The organism is Streptomyces sp. NPDC048461, from assembly GCF_055587105.1.
Genome location: NZ_JBVJGW010000020.1, coordinates 78,813 through 97,347 on the forward strand (window position 1 = coordinate 78,813; position 18,535 = coordinate 97,347).

Genomic DNA, 18,535 nt, shown 5'->3' on the forward strand with positions numbered 1-18,535 from the left:
GTGAGCCCCCGCCGGCCCGCCGGACGAGCCGTGCGACGGGGCCGTACGGGTGGCTCCCCGCCCGTACGGACCCCTCAGGCGGGCATCAGCGGCACGGGGTCGCGGCGGCCTCGGCCGAGGGACGGCGTGCGGGCTCGGCCGTGGGACGGGAGTCGGGCTCGGCAGCGGAACGGGGCTCGGGCTCGGGCTCGGCCCCGGCCTTGGGCCGCCGGGTCAGGGCGACCCCCACGAGGACGACCGCCATCCCCGCGAGGATGCGCGGGCTCGGCTGTTCACCCAGGACGACCGCGCCGAGCAGCACCGACACGACCGGCAGTAGGTAGCCGACGGTGGCGGCGTTGGTCGCGCCCTCGTCCGCGATGATCCGGTAGGTGAGGTAGAAGGTGACGCCGGTGGCGAAGACCCCGAGGACGAGTACCGCGAGCACCGTCACGGGCTGGAGCCGGACCGCGTCCAGGCCACCGGCCGGCAGGGTCAGCGCCGTCAGTCCCGTGGCGGCGATGAGCTGCGCCGCGGCGAGCGGGAGGGTGGGCGTGCCCGTGCCGACGAGGTGGCGCCCCATGTAGGTGAAGGCGAAGGCGTAGCTGGCGGCGGCCGCCAGGATGGCCGCGGCCCCCCAGCCCACGCGCCCCGACTGCTGCCACGGCGCGAAGATCAGTACGGTTCCGGCGAGGCCGACCAGGAGCCCGGTCAGGCGGATCGCGTGGGGGCGGCGCTCGCCGCCGGTGAGCAGCCCGATCAGCAGCGACCAGAGCGGGGTCGTGGCGTTCAGCACGCCCGCCGGTCCGGAGTCGACGGTCTGCTGGCCCACGCTGAACAGCGCGAAGGGCAGGGCGTTGCAGAAGAAGGCCGCCACCAGGACCCGGCCCCACACGGCGCGCCCGCGGGGCAGCCGCTGCCGGGTGAACCGGCAGAGCACGGCCAGGACCAGCGCTCCGAGGGCGCAGCGGACCAGGGTGACCTGGACGGGCGTCAGCCCCTCCAGGGCGAGGTCGATCCACAGGAACGTGGATCCCCACAACAGGGCGAGTACGCCGATGCGTCCGGCACTGATCACTGTTCTTCTCCTCGGGTCGGTCGCGCTCTCGGCCTCGACCTCTGTCTCGGTCTCGGTCTCGCTCTCCGTCTTCTCCCGAACGGTGCCGGATGCGATACGACAGGACAAGCACAGAGTTCTGCACCAACCGTTAACCTCTGCTACATGCTTGATGTGAGACGCATGCAGGTCCTCAGGGCGGTCGTCACCAGCGGATCGGTGACGGCCGCCGCGGCGCACCTGGGGTACACCCCGTCCGCCGTCAGCCAACAGGTCGCGGCCCTGGAGAAGCAGGCGGGCATACCCCTGCTCGAACGGGTCGGCCGCGGCGTCCGGCCCACGGCGGCGGGGCGGCTGCTCACCGAACACGCGGCGGTCATCGGGCGGAAGATCGCCGAGGCGGAGACCGCGCTCTCCGATCTCCGGGCGGGCCGTACCGGTCGGCTCGCCGTCCGGTACTTCGCCACCGCGGGCGCCGCCCTGGTCGCGCCCGCCCTGGCCGAACTGCGGAGCGCCCACCCGGGGGTGCGGATCGACCTGCGGATGACCGATCCGGAGGACCCCCTGCTGGAGGTGGAGCAGGGCCGCGCCGACATCGCCCTCGTCATCGCGCCCCGGACGCGGCCGCGGGACGACGTACACCTGGTCCACCTGCTCGACGACGCGTACGACGCCGTGCTGCCGGCCGGGCACGGGCTCGCCGGGCGGGAGGTGCTCGGCCTCGTGGACCTCGCGGAAGAGCCGTGGGTCGGCAGCGAGCCGCCCGGCCCGTGTCTGGAGCCGGTGCTCGAAGCCTGCGCGGCCGCGGGCTTCAGCCCCGACTTCGTGGTGGAGAGCGAGGACTACGCGACGGCTCAGGGGTTCGTCGCGGCGGGCCTGGGCATCGGCCTGATGCCCAGGATGGGGCTGGGGAACCGCCATCCGGGGGTCGTGGTGCGCGAGGTGCGCGACCCCCAGCCGGTCAGGGCCGTCTACGCGGCGGTCCGCAAGGTGTCGATGGGCCGCCCCGCCGTGCGCGACCTGCTCGACGCGCTTCGGCAGGGAGCCGCTCCCCTCGCCGGAACCGCGGAGCCGTAGGGCGCCTCGGGTGCCCGCGGGGCCCACGGGCACCGTCCCTCCGGGGGTCGTCCCCGGGGCCGTCTCACTCCGTACCGGTCCCGCCGTCCTCCGTCCGCTGCCGGGGGCGGGCGTCGGCGTCGGCGTCGGCGTCGGCGTCGGCGTCGGCGTCGGGCACTTCGGACGCCGCCGGGTCCAGGATGCGGTTGAGGAAGTTCCGCGTGCGCCCCTCCCGCGGGTTGCCGACCACCTGCGCCGCCGGGCCCTGCTCGACGACCACTCCCCCGTCCATGAACACGACGCGGTCCGCGACCTCTCGGGCGAAGCCCATCTCGTGGGTGACGACCATCATCGTCATCCCCTCGCCCGCCAGCACCCGCATCACCGACAGCACCTCACCGACGAGTTCGGGGTCGAGCGCCGACGTCGGCTCGTCGAAGAGCATCACCTCCGGCCCCATCGACAGGGCCCGCGCGATGGCGACCCGCTGCTGCTGGCCGCCGGACAGCTGCGCCGGGTATGCGTCCGCCTTGTCGGCGAGGCCCACGCGTTCGAGGTTCTCCCGGGCGACGGCGGCGGACCGCCCTTTGTCCCTGCCCAGTACCCGCCGCTGGGGCAGGGTGAGGTTCTCCGTCACGCTCAGGTGCGGGAAGAGGTTGAACTGCTGGAAGACCATGCCGATGCGGCGGCGCACGGCATCGATGTCGACGTCGAGGTCCGTCACCTCGGTGCCGCCCACGAACACCCGGCCGCCGCTCGGCTCCTCCAGGAGGTTCACGCAGCGCAGCAGCGTCGACTTGCCCGAGCCCGAGGGCCCGATGACGCACACGACCTCGCCGCGGGCGACCTCCAGGTCGATGCCGCGCAGCACGTGGTTGTCGCCGAAGGACTTGTGCAGCCCCCTGATCTCGATCTCCGGCCGGTCCGTGGCCCTCGTGTCGTCCACCGTCTCCGTCTTCCGTGGCATCTGGTCCTCACGCGGCCTTGTCCGCGCGGGCCTCGAGGCGGCGCACCACGAAGCTCAGCGGCACGGTCACCAGGAGGTAGCAGAGGCCCGCGACGAGGATCGGGGTGGAGTTGGCGGTCTGGCTGGCGAGGTCCCGTCCGAACTTGGTCAGTTCCCGCTCCTGCAGGGTCACCCCCAGGAACAGCACCAGGGAGGAGTCCTTGAACAGCAGCACCAGTTCGTTCGTCAGCGGCGGGATGACGATGCGGAAGGCCTGCGGGATGATCACCGACACCATGGCGCGGGCGTGCGAGAAGCCCAGCGAACGGGCCGCCTCCATCTGCCCCTTGGGAACCGCCTGGATGCCCGCCCGGATCGTTTCCGCCATGTACGCCGCGGCCACCAGGCCGAGGCCGAGCGCCACCTTGCCGTACGTACCGCCGGGGATCTCGGTGCCGGGGAACGCCAGCGGAACCGCCACGCCCACGAAGATGAAGATCAGCAGGGCGGGGAGGCCCCGGAAGAGTTCGATGTACACGCCGGCGACCCAGCGGTACGGGGCCACCGAGGACAGCCGCATCATCGCGATGATCAGACCGAGCACCAGCCCGAGCAGGAACCCGGACGTCGTGTAGATCACCGTGTTGCGCAGCGCGATGGTGATGATCTCCGGGAAGAGGCGGAGCGCCAGGTCCTTCTGCGCGAACTGGTTCTGGAGCCGGTCCCAGTCGGCGAGGACGCCGATCAGGACCAGCACGGCGACGAAGACGGCGTACTGGATGCCCTGCGAGATCCGGCGCCGCTGCCGCCGGGTCAGGCGAGACGTCACGGCGTGGCCTGGGGCAGCGGCCCGATCCACTGCTCGTACAGCTTCTTGTAGGTGCCGTCGGCCTTGGCGTCCGTGATCGCCTTGTCGATCGCGGCCACGAGGGCGCTGTTGCCCTTCTTCACCGAGAAGCCGTACTGCTCACCGGTCTCGATGTTCTGACCGAGCGCGAACTCGGCGGCGTTCTTGGGGTCCTTGAGCCAGCCCTGGACGACGGGGTAGTCGATGACGACGGCGTCGACCTGGCCGGTTCGCAGTCCGTTGAGCACCGCGTCCGAGCTCTCGAAGGCGACCGGGTCGAAGCCCTGGGACGTGGCGTAGCTCTCGCCGGTGGTCTCGGCCTGGGCGCCGAGCTTCTTCGACTTGGCCTTGACGTCGGCGAGGGAGGTGATCCCGCTCTTCTTGGTGGCGAGCAGCGCCTGCGTCGCGTCGAAGTAGGGGACGGAGAAGTCGACGTTCTTCTTGCGCTCGTCGGTGATCGTCATGCCGGCCGCGGCGAGGTCGCACTCCCCGGAGTTGAGGAAGGCGCCGGTCTTGAAGTTCTCGAAGGGCGTGTCGAGGATCTTCTGCTCGACCTTGAGCCGGCTCGCGACGAGGTCGACGAGCGCCACGTCGAAGCCGACGACCTTGCCGTCCTGCTCGAACTGGAACGGCGGGTAGGGCAGGTGGGTGCAGGTGGTCAGGCGGCCCTTCTCGACCACGGGTACCCCTCCCGCGGCCTCGCCGGCACCTTCGCCGCCCGAGGAACAGCCCGCGACGAGGAACACGCCCGCGGTCACGGCGCCGGCCGCGGTGCGGATCCGGAAGGTGCTGCGGCGACTGCGGTTTCCTCTGGCCGTCCGGAACACGGTTGACCTCCACGAGTGCGGGGCGTGCGGCGGTCCCGGGACGAGACCGTCCGCCGAGATCGTAAGCCACGGGTGGCGTGTGGCGAGGGATCATTCGTGATGCGTTCCGGGGAGGGGCACACACATCCGGCCATGATCCGCGGCACCCGTGGCCGTGCCCTCCGTCGCCACCTGCCCCGGCGCTCTCCCCCGGGCGGGGGAGAGCGGTCCCTCCGGTGGGGGAGGTGTCCGGGGACCGTGGCGTTGGAGCATGGGATTCCTGCTGCTGGAGGGGGAGTTCACATGGACCGGTGGGACGGCTTCGGCCGGGTGGCGGCTTACGCCGCGGCGGCGGCGGCGCTGACCGCGTACTGCCTGATCAAGGTGTCGTGGGTGGTCGGCTCGCTCCGCTGGTGCCGCCCGTCGGCCGGGGGGGGCGGCGTGGCGGAGCGGCCGGTCCTCCAGAGCGGCACGGGCGGGCGGCATGGTGGTGGTCGGCATCGTTACGGCGCTCCCCGGTTCGGCTGTGGGGATGCGGATACCGGGGGCAGCGGTCGCGCTCTGCGTACGGGCCGGGTCGGGCTTCGTCGTCTCGATCCTGCCGTTCTGCGTCCTCGGCGCCCCCGGCACCCTCCTTGAGGTGGGGAGCGGCTCCGGGGGCGGGGCGGCGAGCCGGGGCACCGCGGCGCACCGGCTGCCGCAACCGTCGGCGCGTGGGACGCTGGAAGGGCCAACCGGGCCTGAACGACCCCGTGCGGCCCGGCCGACCTACGGACCCTGCCATGCGCCAGTTGCCGTTCCTCGCCTCCCGTACCGTGCCGGCGGCGCTCGCCGGCGCCGCGCTCGCCGTCCTGATGGCGGCTCCGAGCGCGCCCGCGTTCGCGTCCGACCCCGCCGCGGCACCGACCCGGGCCGTCGCCCGCGTACAGACCGCCACGCTGTCGATCCCCGCCATCGGCGTGTCGGGGCTGCCCGTGATCCCGTACCCGGGCAGCCCCGATGACGCCCCGGGCACCCGGATCCAGGACCAGGGGGCCGCGGCCAGCCCGCACGGTCCCGCCGGCGGTGCCGGTCCCGGCGACGTGGGCAACTACATCGTCACCGGGCACCGTGTCGCGGCGGGCGGACCACTGCGGGCCCTGCCGTCGCTGCCGACGGGCGCTTCCGTGTTCGTGACGGCCGGAGGCGTGACGTACCAGTACACGATCACCTCGACCCGGACCACGTCCTTCCGCTCGCCGGCCTCCATGGCCGCACAGCGCGCCGCGGTCCCCGGCTCCCCCGGTGCGGCCCCGACCCGGGCCATGATCACGGTGACCACCTGTCTCACGCCCGAGGACGACGCGGCGGGCAACTTCTGGCGGGACGCGCAGAACAATCCCGAACACCGTCTCGACAAGATCGGCGTACTCACCGGCACCAAGCCCTGACGCCAACGCGGGCCGGGCAGTGGCCTGATGGGGTGAAGCGGAGCGGGTTCCGGCGCGGGTTCCGGCGCCCGCTCGACCCGGTGCGGAGCCCCGGGGCGCACGGCCGCCGCGTGCGCACGCCCACCGGCGCGCCTCCGGGGCGGCCGGACTCCGCTTGACTGGTGCGCGGCGCGGCAGGTAGGGAGATGCTGTCACGGCACAGGGTTCGAAACGGGGGAAACATGAAGCCGCTCGAAACGGGCGATCCCATCGCGGTCGGCGACGGCCGCTATCGGCTGGTGGGACGGCTCGGGCAGGGGGGCATGGGCGTGGTCTACCTGGGCCGGTCCCCGTCGGGCCGTGCCGTGGCCATCAAGGTCGTACGCCCCGAGCTGAGCACGGAGCCCGGCTTCAAACGGAGGTTCGCCGCCGAGGTCGCGGCCGCGCGCCGGGTCGGCGGATTCCACACGGCGCCGGTCGTCGACGCCGATCCGGAGGGGGACCCGGCCTGGCTGGTCACGGCCTTCGTACCCGGCCCCACCCTGCAGGCGGTCCTCGCTCGCGTCGGAGCGCTCCCCGTGGACACGCTCACGGTCCTGGCGGCCGGTCTCGCCGAGGCGCTGGAGACGATCCACCGGGCCGGGGTCATCCACCGCGACCTCAAGCCCGCGAACATCATCGTCGCCGAGGACGGGCCGCGCGTCATCGACTTCGGCATCGCGCGCGCTCTGGACGGGACGGCGCTGACCCAGACCGGGCTGCAGATCGGCACGCCGGGGTTCCTGGCCCCGGAACAGCTCACCAGTGGCGTCGTCACCCCCGCGGTGGACATGTTCGCCCTGGGCGTGGTGCTCGCCCAGGCCGCGGGCGCCTCCCCCTTCGGAGACGGTCCGTCGGCAGCGCGGCACTACAAGGTCGTGCACGAGGAGCCGGATCTGGCCGCCGTCCCCGACGAACTCCGCGAGGCCGTCGCCGCCTGCCTGTCCAAGGACGCCGCGGACCGGCCCACCCCTACGGCGTTCCTCGGCCGCCTGACGGTCCGCCACCCGGCCGGTGACTGCTGGCTGCCGGACGCGGCGACGCAGCTGCTGCCCCGGTACGACCCGACGAAGCAGCCGGACGCGACCGAGGCGCCGGATGCGGCGGACTCCCCGGGCGCGGCGCGGGTGATCCCGGACCCGGAGCTCGCCCCGACACTCCCGGAGGCCGCTGAAACGGCCGCTCCGGACCCCCGTGCCGCCGCGACGACGGCTGCCGGCCCCCGTACGGAACCTCCGCGGACTGCGGCGGCCCTGGCCGCTCCGGCGGCGGACGCCGCTTCCGGGACCCGGCCCGCCGTAGCGGCCTCCCCGCAGCCCGCCGCACCCGGAACCGCGGCCGACGCGCCGACCCCGGTGCCGGCACCCGTACCCGTGCCCGTCCCCGCGAACGGTTCCGCGAACGATTCCGCCGGCGGCCCGGGACACGACCCCGGTACCGCGGGTCGGTGGCAGGCCGTCACCGTGCCGGGCGAGCCCGACAGCGCGCACCCCCGGAACGGGACCCCGCAGCGGCGCGGCCGCCGCGCGGTGGTCGCGGCGGCGCTCGTGGCCGCTCTCGCGACCGGTGGCCTGTTCGTGTGGCAGCCCTGGAACGGGTCCTCCGACGACGGTGCCAAGCCGGGCGCCGTCACCCCCAGCGGCAGCGCCACCGCGCCGACCCCGGCCCCCTTCCCCACCGACCCCCTGCTGATCCGGCTGGACACCGCCCCCGGCTGGCCCGCGACGTGCCACGGCGCGATCGCCCGCCGCGACGCGGGGAGCGACGCCCCCCGCCGACTGATCCCCGGGGACGCCTGCGACGTCCTGCCTCAGTGGTCCCCCGACCGCGCGTCGTTCGCCTTCACCCGCACCACGTCCGAGGGCACCGCCGTCTGGACGGCGAACGCCGACGGCTCGAACGCGCGGCGGGTGGCCGCCATCGCCGGAGGCCGGGTCTCCTGGTCGCCCGACGGCACCCGTCTCGCCGTGCTGCGCAAGAAGGACGGTGTACAGCAGCTGTTCGCGGTGAACGTCGCCGACGGATCCGCCCAGCAGCTCACCACGGGCACCGGACCGGTCGAGGACCCCGCCTGGTCACCGGACGGCCGGCAGATCGCCGTCTGCCTGGAGGCCGGCCCCGAGAACTGGCAGATCCACCTGGTCGACCCGACCGCACCGGGCCGCGCCCCCCAGCAGCTGACCCGGCTCCCCCACCCGGCGCTCGACCCCGTGTGGTCTCCGGACGGCGGCACCTTCGCGTACACCGCGGGCACCTCCGGCAAGGGCACCCAGGGCGACATCCGCCTCGTGGGCACCGACGGCGCCGACGACCGCGACCTGGTGGCCACCGGTGAGCACGAAATGGACCCGGCCTGGTCGGTCGACGGGAACTGGGTCGCCTTCGTCCGCGGCCCGTACGAGAAGCCGGTGGTCTGGGCCGTCCGCACGGACAAGACCGGAGAGCGCGCCGTCACCGGCGGCGGCGCCTCCGAGGCCCACCCGTCCTGGCGCTGAGTCCGGCGGGCACCGGCGCAGGGCGCACGATCCGTGCGCCCTGCGCCACGCCGGCGCCGGGGCCCGTCGGCCGTGCGGTCGATCATTCATCCGAGGGGGACGATACTGGGCCATATGACACATAAGGCCTCTACGTCACATCGACCGTCGACGCTGACCGTCAAGGGCCGTGACATGCGGTTGCGCACCATCGGCTTCCTCGTCCTCGCGGCCCTCACCATCTGGTTCATCGCCGCCAACACGGGCTCCGTCACCATCAGGCTGTGGATCCCCACGGTCACGATCCCGCTGTGGGGCGTCCTCACCGTCACGCTCCTGGTGGGCATCGCCCTCGGTCTGTTCATCGCACGGCGCCGCGCACGGCAGTGACCCGCCCGCGGACGCCACCGCCCGGCCGGGGCGGGAGACGACGACGGCGATCGTCGGTGTCCGGGCGGCGGCAAGGAGCGCCCCGGCGGGGGCGGCCGAAACTCGTCCACCCCGCCGGACATTGATCCAACGGCAGGTAGGTTCGACGACCTGTCAGAGCAACCCAGGCGCTCCACCAGGGAGTAACGCGTGCGCATCCTGTTCACCGGTCCCGCCGCCGCGGGCCACCTGTTCCCGATGGTGCCGACCGCCCAGGCGCTGCAGGCCGCCGGGCACCAGGTGCTGTTCGCCGGTTCGGCCCCGCTCGACCAGCTGCGGCAGACCGGCCTGCCCGTCGTCGGTATCGGCGACGGATCGACGCTGACGGACGCCTTCGGCCGCGTTTCGAACGGCGCCGCTCCGCAGTTCGTCACGGACGGCGGCAGCCTGGAGGACACCCAGCGTCTCGCCGCGGCCGGTTTCGCGGAACACGGCCGGGTCACCATCGACGACCTGCTCCGCGTCGCCGCCGCGTGGCGGCCGGACCTGATCGTCCACGCCGCCTTCCAGGCCGCCGCCCCCCTGGTCTCGGCGGCCCTCGGCATACCCGCCGTGGTGCACAACTTCGGTGTGATGCCCGGCTCCGGCATGGTCGGCGCGCTCGCCGGCCTCCTGGCGGACGAGTACCGGTCCCGCGGGGTCGAGGGTCCGGCCACCCACACCGTCCTCGACGTCGTACCCGACTCCCTCGGCGGGGACGGCACCGGCTGGCGGGTCCGCTACGTGCCGTACAACGGGGGCGGCACCGTGCCCGGCGATCTCCTGGCCAGGGGCGCCAGGCCCCGTATCGCGGTCACCCTCGGGACGGTGGTGACCGCGTTCGCGGGCGTCGACCCGGTGACCCGTCTGATCGCCGAGGCCGCCTCCGTCGACGCCGACTTCCTGCTCGCCGTCGGTGACACCGACCTGAGTGCGCTGGGTGCGCTTCCCGCCAATGTGCGCGCCCTGCCCTGGGTGCCGCTGGCCCAGCTGCTGGACACCGCCGATGCGATCGTGCACCACGGCGGCGCCGGCACCATGCTCACGGCTGCCGCCCGGGGCGTCCCCCAGCTGATCCTCCCGCAGGGCGCCGACCACTTCCTCAACGTCGACGCCGCGACGGCTCTGGGCTTCGCCCTCCGTGCGAGCGGCGACGGCGTGGACGCCCCGCTGCTCGGCCGCCTCCTCGCCGACGAGAACCTCCGGAAGGCGGCCGCCGCCGTCCGGGCGGACATCGAAGCCCTTCCCTCCCCCACCGACCTCGTCGCCTCCTTCGAGTCCCTCGCGTAACGCGCGGCGGGGTCCCTGCCTCGGTCCGGCGCTGGCGCGCGGGGGCTGCCGCCCACGCGCACACGGCATTCACCACCTGCGGTGGCGGATCATTGACCGCACAGGATCATGGTCGGTCGGGGAGGGTCTGTGGAAGAGCCGGGGTTCCGTGTACTGCTGACAGAAGCGGGAGACCGGAAGGTGGAGGCGGTCCGTGCGATCCGGAAGGTCACCGGGCTCAGCCTCTGGAACAGCAGGCTCCTGCTCGCCGACGCACCGGTGGAGATCTTGGCAGCCACCTGGCTCGAAGCCGCCGACCAGGCGGCTCGCGCCGTCGAGGATGCGGGCGCCCGGACGACACTGCTCTGCGACTGCTGCGGTCGCGCCATCAGACGGGGAGCGTTCCCCGTCAACCCGGCGCGGTGCACGGAACCCTGGTTCCCCGAGATCTGTTGGGCGCGCTCGTAGAGGTGGCCGAAGCACTGCCGGCGACCGGTTGCCCCTGCGGATGCGATCGCGGTCGTCGACGGCCTGCTCCAGCACCGGGCCGGACGGGCGTCTGCAGGACGCGGTGACACCCGGCGTGGTTCGTCCGGGGCAGCCCAGACCTCCCGGCCCGGGGATTCCCGTGCTTCGGCCGGCTCACCGGGCAGCGTCCGCGTACCCGCGGCATGGACGTCGCCGCTTCCGGCGCCGCCGCCGGATTCGTACGCGGCTTCGCGTGAGCCGCGCGTAAGGACGCGGATCGGGGGCACGCGGGCTGCACAGCGCCGAGTCGGTCGGGGGATCGCCGTTCCGGCGGCCGGTCGACCGGCGGACCGCTCCGCCGGTACGGACGGGTGTCCCTGCGCACGTGCGGAGCGAGACGGATACGGGTGTGGCGCAGAGCCCGCCACAGCGAGGAGGTTGCGGTGAACCAGGCATGGGTGCATCTGCTGGTCATGGCTGTTGCTCTGGCCGTCCTGTTCCGTGAGTTCGCCCGGAGCGGCGGAAGGTGATGCTCCGGCGACGGAGCTGACCGGGCGGCGCCCGGGTCGTCACCGGACCGCCGCACCCCGTCGGGCGCCCACCGTCGTACCGGGACGCGAGACCCGGTCCCGGTGTCCGGCATGCAGTTCCGCAACGCATACGAGAAAAGAAGGAATCCGTGGTGAATCCACCTCGATCGCTCGGCCCGAGCGGATGGTTCGGCCGGGCCAAGGCGGGGGTCGCGGGCCTCAACGAGCGCCGCGCCCAGCTCCAGGCCCGTCAGGAAGCGGAGTACGTCGAGGCGTGGGACGACGCCCTTCATCTGGAGGAGCGGCGTTCGGACCGGATAGCCGCCCGGGACGCCGCCACCGCGGTCCCGTGGGGCGTGCGCGTGGCGGCGGAGGCCGGCTGGCGCCTGCTGGTACTGGCCGCCACCGTATGGGTGCTGATGCGGGTCATCGGCGCGGTGCGGCTGGTCGTGCTCGCCTTCGCCGTGTCCCTCCTGATCACCGCGCTGCTCCAGCCGACCGTCGCGCGGCTCCAGCGGCGCGGCGTCCCGCGCGGACTGGCCACCGCACTCACCGCCGTGTTCGGGTTCGTCGTGCTCGGACTCGTCGGATGGTTCGTCGTCTGGCAGGTCCTCGATAACCTCGGCACCCTCTCCGGGCGGGTCCAGGAGGGCATCGGGGAGCTCAAGCAATGGCTCGTTCAACAGCCCGCTGCACGTCACGGAAGGCCAGATCAACGACATCGCCGACCGGCTGAGCGACAGCATCGGCACGAGTACGAGCGAGATCACCTCCACCGGCCTGCAGGGCGTGACCGTCCTGGTCGAAGGGCTGACCGGGCTGCTGCTGGCGATGTTCTGCACCCTGTTCCTGCTGTACGACGGCACGCGCATCTGGGAGTGGACCCTCAAGCTGGTCCCGTCCTCGGCCCGTCCGGGTCTGGCGGGAGCCGGGCCGCGCGCCTGGCGGACGCTCACCGCGTACGTCCGCGGAACCGTCATCGTCGCCCTGATCGACGCCGTGTTCATCGGCGTCGGCATCTACATCCTCGACGTGCCGCTCGCCGTTCCCATCGCCGTCCTGATCTTCCTGGCCTCCTTCATCCCGCTGGTCGGCGCGGTCGCCTCGGGGGCGCTGGCGGTCGTCGTCGCCCTCGTCACCCAGGGCGTCTTCACCGCGCTCATGGCGTTGGTCATCGTCCTCGTGGTGCAGCAGATCGAGGGCCACGTCCTCCAGCCGTTCATCCTCGGGCGGGCGGTACGGGTCCATCCCCTGGCCGTCGTCCTCGCCGTCGCCACCGGCGGCACCGTCGCGGGGATCGGCGGAGCCGTCGTGGCGGTGCCGCTCGTCGCCGTCGCCAACACCGTGGTCGTGTACCTGCGGGCGCGCGGCGCCTCGGGAACCGCTACGCCGGACACCACCGGTCCCACCGCCGCGGACGAGGGCCCGGTCGGAACGGATGCCCCCGGCGGAGACGGTCACGGCGCCGGGCACCAGGACACCGCCGTCCCCCGGCAGAGCGGCGACGGCGCCCAGCAATAGCCGACGTCACAGCCGCTGCCGCTGCCTCTGCCTCTGCCTCTGCCACGGTCGAAACCGCTGCCGTAGCCGCCCGGCGGTCCGCCGCTCCGTGCCCGGCGGTCACCGCTCAGCGGGTGCGGCGGCGCTGGTTCCCCTGGTGGGGACGCCGGCGGGCGACGGCCTCGGGCGCCGCTTCCGGGGACGAGAACCCGCCGGGCACCGCCACCCGCGCCGGAACGGACCCGGCCGGTGCTTCGGCGGTGCCCCGGTCCGGAGCCGGAGCCGCCGCCCCGTCGGGCGCGGCCCGGCCGACGGCCGGACGCCCGGAGCGGCCGAGGACCGTGGTGTGCGAGATCAGCGGAGCGCACGCCTGGCAGATCTCCGCCAGGGTCCACACCTGGCCGACGGCGGGGTTGTGGACGAGGAGCAGCAGCGGGGCGCCGGAACAGGCCGTCCGGGTGTGCTCGTGGAACGCGCACTCGGCGGCCCGGCAGGCACACGCGGCGTTGGGCCGGACCGTTGCGAGGCGGGCGTGGGCGCGGACGTGCTCGGCGGCGAAACGCCGCATGGCCGCGACGTCCTTCGAGCGGGGCGGCATGCGGCACGCCTCGACGCTGCAGGAGACGGAGACGGTGTGGTCTCCGTGGCCGGTCAGGCGGACCTTCCAGGTCCGCCCCGAGACACGGGATCCGGGAATCATGGTCAAGGGAGGGCCGTCCGATCACGTATGCGCTGGCGTGCCAGCCGTTCGACGGGGAGCGTGGTGGTGCGTCACGCGGGCTCGGTCCGGTACGGGCACGCGCCGGCGGCCGGGCCGCGAGGCGCAGTACGCCGCGTCGAGGAGGGGACATGTGGCCGAACACGGCCTACTCGTCTTTTTCGCACGTGGCCGGGCACCTGTCAACGGCGGCCCACCGGGGCGCGGGGAGGCACGGAGGGCGCAGCGCCCCGCGACGGTGACCGGCTGCGGCCCGGACGGGTGCACTGCCCCGCCCGGGTCCGGTGTGTGCGACGGCGCGGACCGGGCGCCCGGGGGCGCGCCGGCCGGCGCCCCGGCTCAGTCCTTCACCGCTCCGCCGAGGCCGGACACCAGGCGGCGTTGGACGAGCACGAAGAAGACCAGCACCGGCAGCGTCATGACGGTGGACCCGGCCATGATGCCGCCCCAGTCGTTCTCGTCCGGTTTGAAGAACACCAGCAGGGCCATCGGGAGGGTCGACTGCGAGGTGTCGCTGATGATGAACGACTTCGCGAAGAGGAAGTCGTTCCACGTGGAGATGAAGGAGAAGACGCTCGTCGCCACGAGCCCCGGGAAGACCAGGGGGAAGAGGATCTGCCACAGGAAGCGCGTGCGGCTCGCGCCGTCGATGTACGCGGCCTCCTCCAGTGCCTCGGGCACCGCCTTGACGAACCCGCGGAGCATCCAGATCGCGAACGGCAGCGAGAACGCGATGTGGGGCAGGACGAGCGACCAGAGCGTGTTGAGCTGGCCCGTGTCCCTCATCAGGAAGAACAGCGGGATGGTCAGGGCTTCGATCGGCACCATCTGCGCGACGAGGAACATGATGAGCAGCGTCGTGCGGAACCGGAAGCGGAAGCGGCTGACCGCCGTCGCCGCGAGGAACGCGATCAGCGCGGAGGCGAGGACCACGGTTCCCGCGACGAAGAGGCTGTTGAGGAAGTAGCGCCCGAATTCCTGCTGCTCGAACACCCGGCGGAACGAGTCGAGCGACGGGGACAGCGTCCACGGGCGCGCCTCGGTCGACTGGATCTCACCGGCCGGTTTGAAGGCGGAGAGCACCATCCAGTACAGCGGGAACGCCACGACCACCGCGACGACGAGCGCGGACGCCTCGGCGGCCAGCCGCCACGGGCGGCGCACGCGCGCCCTTCCCGTCCGGGCCGCGGCGGCCCGGGCCGGCCGCGCGGCACCGGGGGGTGTGGGAGGCATGGCGGTGGGGAGCGTGCCGGTGCGGCTCACAGTTCTTCTCCCTGACGTCGCATGAGGCGCAGATAGACGAGGGTGACGGTCAGCAGGATGAGGAGCATGACGATGCCGATCGCCGAGCCCAGGCCGTACTGCGAGGACGCGAAGGCCTTCTGGTACGCGTACACGTTGAGGACGAGGTTCTGTCCGGCGATGCCTCCGCCGGCGGTCATCACGTAGATCTGGGTGAAGACCTTGAAGTCCCAGATGATCGACTGGATGGTGACGACGATCAGGATGGGCCGGAGCATCGGCGCGATGACGGAGCGCCAGGTCCGCCACTGGGAGGCACCGTCCAGCGAGGCGGCCTCCAGCACTTCGGAGGGGATCGCCTTGATGCCCGCGTACACGGTCACCATCACGAACGGGAACGAGCACCAGACGACTTCGAAGAGGACGAGGGCGAAGGCGCTGTAGCGCCCGTACGTCCAGGAGAAGTCTCCGAGGCCGAGCAGCCGGTTGACCGGGCCGTGGTCGGGGTCGAAGAGGAAGACCCAGACGGTGGAGCCGGTGACGGCGGGCGTAGCCCACGCGCCGAGCGCGGCCAGCATCAGGGCGAGCCTGGGGAGCGCCCGGATGCGGGTGAGCAGGACGGCGAGCGCGCAGCCGACGCCGAGCGTGGTGACCACACAGGCGGCGGCGAAGACGACGGTGGCCAGCAGGACCTGCCAGAACTGGCTGTCGGCGAAGAGGGTCCGGTAGTTGCCGAGGCCCTTGAAGGTGGTGGGTTCACCGCCGCTGACCTGGGCCTGGGTGTATTCGAGGAAGGAGATGAGGCCGAGCTGGTAGATCGGGTAGGCCAGCAGCGCGGCGAGTACGAGGAGTGCGGGTGCCAGGTAGAGCCAGGGTGTCCAGCGGCTGCCGTGGCGTCCTCCGGCAGCCGGCCGGGACCGAGTGGCGGGGGGCGGTGCGGGGAACGGGCCGGTCTTCTCGGGGGCCGCCTCCGGCGGGGCGGCCGTCGCTTCGTGCGTCATGTCGGCGGGCCCGGTCAGCCGGCGTCGGAGAAGGCCGCGTCCATCTTCTTGGCCGCGTCGCCGGAGGCGGCGGCCACGTCCTTCTTGCCGCTGACGATCTCCTGGAACATCGTCGGCAGGACGGTCGAGGCGTCGATCTGGCCCCAGCCCGCGGAGGCCGGCACGAACCTGGTGCCCGCCGCGAGGGTCCGGACGAACGGCTCGACGAACGGGTCCTTCTTCGCGACCTCGGCACGGACGTCGGTGTAGGTCGGGAGGAAGCCCATCGCGTCGAAGAGCCCCCGCTGGGCGTCCTTGCCCGCGAACCGCTTCATGAGGTCGACGGCGAGGGTGCGGTGGGTGCTGCTCTTCAGGACGCCGATGTTGTTGCCGCCCGCGAAGGCCGGGGCGATGTCCCCCTCCTTGACCCCGGGCAGCGGGACGACGGCGTACTTGCCCTTCACCGCGCCCGCCTCGACGGCCTGGTGGCTGAAGTCGCCGCCGATGGCCATGGCCGCGGTGCCCGAGGCGAAGGCGGTGACGGTCGCGTTGCCGCCCATCGCGGCGCACTTGGCGGCCGGACAGTTGTCGTCCCCGAAGAGCGAGGTGTACGTCTCGATGCCCTTGCGCGCGGCGGCGCTGTCGATCGCGGAGGTGTAGGTGCCGCCGCTCTCCTCGGCGAGCTCGCCGCCGTTGGCCCAGATGAAGGGCATCGCACCGTAGGTGTACGCGCCGCCGACGGCGATGCCGTACAGCTCGGGCTTGGCCTGGCGGACCTTCCTGGCCGTGGACACCAGCTCGTCCTGGGTCTTCGGGGGCTGGAGTCCGAGCTCCGTGAAGACGTCGGTGCGGTAGTAGAGGGCGCGCACCCCGACGAAGAACGGGGCGCCGTACACCTTCCCGCCGACGGTGACCGACCTGGTGGCGGTGGGGTCGGTGTCCTTGGCCTCCGCCCAGGCGCCGAACTCCTTGCTGATGTCGGCGAGCCCGCCGTCCTTGACGTATCCGGCGGTGTCGGTGTTGCCGTACTCGATCAGGTCGGGGGCGCTCTTCGGGTCGTTGAAGGCGGCCTTGATGCGCTGGGCCCGGGACTCGACCGGGATGTACTCCACCTCGACCCCGGTGCCCGCGTGCTGCTGTGTGAACGCGGCGATCGCCTGGTCCACGACCTTCTTCTTGGGGTCGTTGTTGACCTCTTGGAACAGCCAGACGCGCAGGGTGCCGGACTTCTCGTCCTTCGAGGCGTCGTTGACGGCGGTCTGGGGTGCACAGGCGGTGGCGGTGAGGCCGGCGAGGACGAACGCGACGACGGGTACGGCTATGCGGGAGCGGAGCTTCATTGGCGATCCCCAGGAGACGAGTGCGAGTGCGTTGCATTGTGCGCAACGCCTGTTCCGTACTGCACAACTGGGAGGAGGCTAGAACGACTTAAACACGGGGACAAGTGGTCTCAACCACTCTGTGACCGGACGAAGCGCCCCGCGCAACGCACCGGGCGCCGGTCCGGCCCCGCGGAGCACCCGCGGAACCGCCCGAAGGGCGGCCGACGGGGCGGGGTCACGCCCCTCGCCGGAGTGCGCGGCGCGCCCGGGACCTCGGGTTTCCGAACGCCAGAACAGGGTGGCGGATCTTGCCGGGAGACAACTGCGGTCGCTCGGGGGCGAGTAGCATCCCGCAGCAACACTGTGAGGTATGAGGAGAGTGAGCCGCCATGGCCAACGAGCCGGAGACCACGCCCATCCGTACCCTGTACGCGCAGCGGTTCGCCGTCGATCTGGAGACCAACCGCCGGGAACAGGAGGCCGCCGCCGTCCAGATCGCCGAACTCGACGCCCGATTGCGGCAGTTGAAGGCAGACGAGAGCTGGCTCTGCGGCATGCAGGGCGTGCTCCCCCCGGCCTCGGACGGAGCGGCGGCCGCCGCCGCGGCCGGAGCAGGTGACGGCCAGGTGCCCGCGCAGCCCGTACGCACGCCGGCGATCGTCACGGCCGCCCTGTCGGCGACCGCCGCCGGAACCCCGGCGGCGGAGAGCGTGCCCCGGCCCCGGCGGGCCAGGAAGGCCACCGGCGGAGCGGCCGCCGCCAAGAAGGCGGCCCGTCCCGCCAAGGCCGCCTCGACGGCGACCGGCGCCTCGGGCACACCGGCCAGGACCGCGGCGCGCAAGTCGGCAGCGGCGAAGGCCACCACCCCCGCGACGAAGCCCGGTGCGACGGCGGGTGCGGCGAAGGCCACCACCGCCAAGGCCGTCACCGCCAAGGCCACCCCCGCCTCCACGAAGGCCGCCGCGAAGGGCGGCGCGGCGAAGCCCGCCTCCGTCAAGGCCGGCGGCGCGAAGAGCACCACCGCCACGGCCGCCCCCGCCACGGCGGACACCGCGAAGACCGGTACGGCGAAGGCCGGCACCGCGAAGACCGGTACGGCGACGGCCGCTTCGGCGAAGAAGGTCGCCCCGGCGCCGGCGGCCACCACCGAGGCCCCGCTGCGCGAGCTCGTGCTGGCCCTGCTGGTCGGCGCCGCGGAACCGCGCATGGTCAGCGAGGTCGCCACGGCGTTGTCCGAGGCCCACCCCGGCCGCCCCGCCTCCACCCAGGTGGTGCGCAACACCCTGGAGACCCTCGCGAAGAAGGGTGTCGTCGACAAGGAGAACAAGCAGGGCTCGGTCATGTACACCGCGCCGCGCCCCTCGGCGGGCGAACCGGCGGCCGTCCCGGTGGCGGGCAACGTCACCGCGGACGACAAGGCGACGGCGGGTCCGGCTGGTCCGCGCGGGTGACACCGGGAACAGCCGCGGGGTGGGGCGTCGTTGT

Annotated in this window: 15 protein-coding genes and 1 pseudogene; 8 read left to right on the plus strand and 8 right to left on the minus strand. The window is 73.0% G+C overall.

The annotated features are described in order from the left end of the window. Positions 1-85: 85 nt before the first annotated feature. Positions 86-1,057, minus strand: coding sequence for a DMT family transporter (locus ACZ6S8_RS28905; protein ID WP_469460340.1), 972 nt, complete (start codon positions 1,055-1,057; stop codon positions 86-88). Between the two features lie 144 nt (positions 1,058-1,201). On the opposite strand from ACZ6S8_RS28905, the gene ACZ6S8_RS28910 reads away from it, so the two are divergent. After that, positions 1,202-2,113 (plus strand): LysR family transcriptional regulator, encoded by a 912-nt coding sequence (locus ACZ6S8_RS28910; RefSeq protein WP_469460341.1) that lies wholly within the window; start codon positions 1,202-1,204, stop codon positions 2,111-2,113. A 64-nt stretch (positions 2,114-2,177) separates the two neighbouring features. On the opposite strand, the gene ACZ6S8_RS28915 is transcribed toward ACZ6S8_RS28910, so the two are convergent. The 3 genes from ACZ6S8_RS28915 to ACZ6S8_RS28925 are packed head-to-tail and all read right to left on the minus strand — an operon-like array spanning position 2,178 to position 4,712. Beyond that, entirely contained in the window at positions 2,178-3,059 is an 882-nt protein-coding gene (locus ACZ6S8_RS28915) for an amino acid ABC transporter ATP-binding protein (RefSeq protein ID WP_469460342.1), read from the minus strand. Between the two features lie 7 nt (positions 3,060-3,066). Beyond that, the gene (locus ACZ6S8_RS28920; protein ID WP_469460343.1) at positions 3,067-3,867 is read right to left on the minus strand and encodes an amino acid ABC transporter permease; all 801 of its coding nucleotides are present in this window, start codon (positions 3,865-3,867) and stop codon (positions 3,067-3,069) included. After that, on the minus strand, positions 3,864-4,712 hold the full coding sequence (locus ACZ6S8_RS28925; protein WP_469460344.1) for an ABC transporter substrate-binding protein: 849 nt from the start codon (positions 4,710-4,712) through the stop codon (positions 3,864-3,866). Before ACZ6S8_RS28925 ends, ACZ6S8_RS28920 begins: the two co-directional genes overlap by 4 nt. Before the next feature lie 761 nt (positions 4,713-5,473). Here ACZ6S8_RS28925 and ACZ6S8_RS28930 point away from each other — a divergent pair. The 6 genes and pseudogenes from ACZ6S8_RS28930 to ACZ6S8_RS28955 all read left to right on the plus strand — a co-directional run bounded on the left by ACZ6S8_RS28930 (position 5,474) and on the right by ACZ6S8_RS28955 (position 12,809). Next, positions 5,474-6,121, plus strand: a complete 648-nt coding sequence (locus tag ACZ6S8_RS28930; RefSeq protein ID WP_469460345.1) for a sortase domain-containing protein — start codon at positions 5,474-5,476, stop codon at positions 6,119-6,121. 221 nt (positions 6,122-6,342) lie between these two features. Next, on the plus strand, positions 6,343-8,634 hold the full coding sequence (locus tag ACZ6S8_RS28935) for a protein kinase domain-containing protein (protein WP_469460346.1): 2,292 nt from the start codon (positions 6,343-6,345) through the stop codon (positions 8,632-8,634). 174 nt (positions 8,635-8,808) lie between these two features. Further along, on the plus strand, positions 8,809-9,003 hold the full coding sequence (locus ACZ6S8_RS28940) for a DUF1049 domain-containing protein (RefSeq protein ID WP_469460347.1): 195 nt from the start codon (positions 8,809-8,811) through the stop codon (positions 9,001-9,003). Between the two features lie 189 nt (positions 9,004-9,192). Beyond that, positions 9,193-10,311 carry a glycosyltransferase gene (locus ACZ6S8_RS28945; RefSeq protein WP_469460348.1) on the plus strand — a complete coding sequence of 373 codons (1,119 nt, stop codon included), beginning with the start codon at positions 9,193-9,195 and terminating at the stop codon, positions 10,309-10,311. 108 nt (positions 10,312-10,419) lie between these two features. Next, on the plus strand, positions 10,420-10,758 hold the full coding sequence (locus tag ACZ6S8_RS28950; RefSeq protein ID WP_469460349.1) for a ribosomal protein L7/L12: 339 nt from the start codon (positions 10,420-10,422) through the stop codon (positions 10,756-10,758). A gap of 682 nt (positions 10,759-11,440) precedes the next feature. After that, a pseudogene (locus ACZ6S8_RS28955) lies at positions 11,441-12,809 on the plus strand (AI-2E family transporter). A 106-nt stretch (positions 12,810-12,915) separates the two neighbouring features. Here ACZ6S8_RS28955 and ACZ6S8_RS28960 read toward each other — a convergent pair. The 4 genes from ACZ6S8_RS28960 to ACZ6S8_RS28975 form a co-directional block, all read right to left on the minus strand. Beyond that, a complete protein-coding gene (locus ACZ6S8_RS28960; RefSeq protein WP_469460390.1) occupies positions 12,916-13,488 on the minus strand; it encodes a hypothetical protein in 573 nt (190 codons plus the stop codon). Between the two features lie 357 nt (positions 13,489-13,845). Continuing rightward, complete coding sequence (locus tag ACZ6S8_RS28965; RefSeq protein WP_469460391.1) at positions 13,846-14,739, minus strand: carbohydrate ABC transporter permease; 894 nt, start codon at positions 14,737-14,739, stop codon at positions 13,846-13,848. Positions 14,740-14,765: 26 nt separating this feature from the next. Continuing rightward, positions 14,766-15,749: a carbohydrate ABC transporter permease gene (locus ACZ6S8_RS28970; protein ID WP_469460350.1), complete on the minus strand. Its 984-nt coding sequence runs from the start codon at positions 15,747-15,749 to the stop codon at positions 14,766-14,768. Between the two features lie 14 nt (positions 15,750-15,763). After that, positions 15,764-17,068 (minus strand): extracellular solute-binding protein, encoded by a 1,305-nt coding sequence (locus ACZ6S8_RS28975; RefSeq protein WP_469460351.1) that lies wholly within the window; start codon positions 17,066-17,068, stop codon positions 15,764-15,766. Between the two features lie 371 nt (positions 17,069-17,439). On the opposite strand from ACZ6S8_RS28975, the gene ACZ6S8_RS28980 reads away from it, so the two are divergent. Next, the gene (locus ACZ6S8_RS28980; RefSeq protein WP_469460352.1) at positions 17,440-18,501 is read left to right on the plus strand and encodes a hypothetical protein; all 1,062 of its coding nucleotides are present in this window, start codon (positions 17,440-17,442) and stop codon (positions 18,499-18,501) included. Positions 18,502-18,535 lie beyond the last annotated feature (34 nt).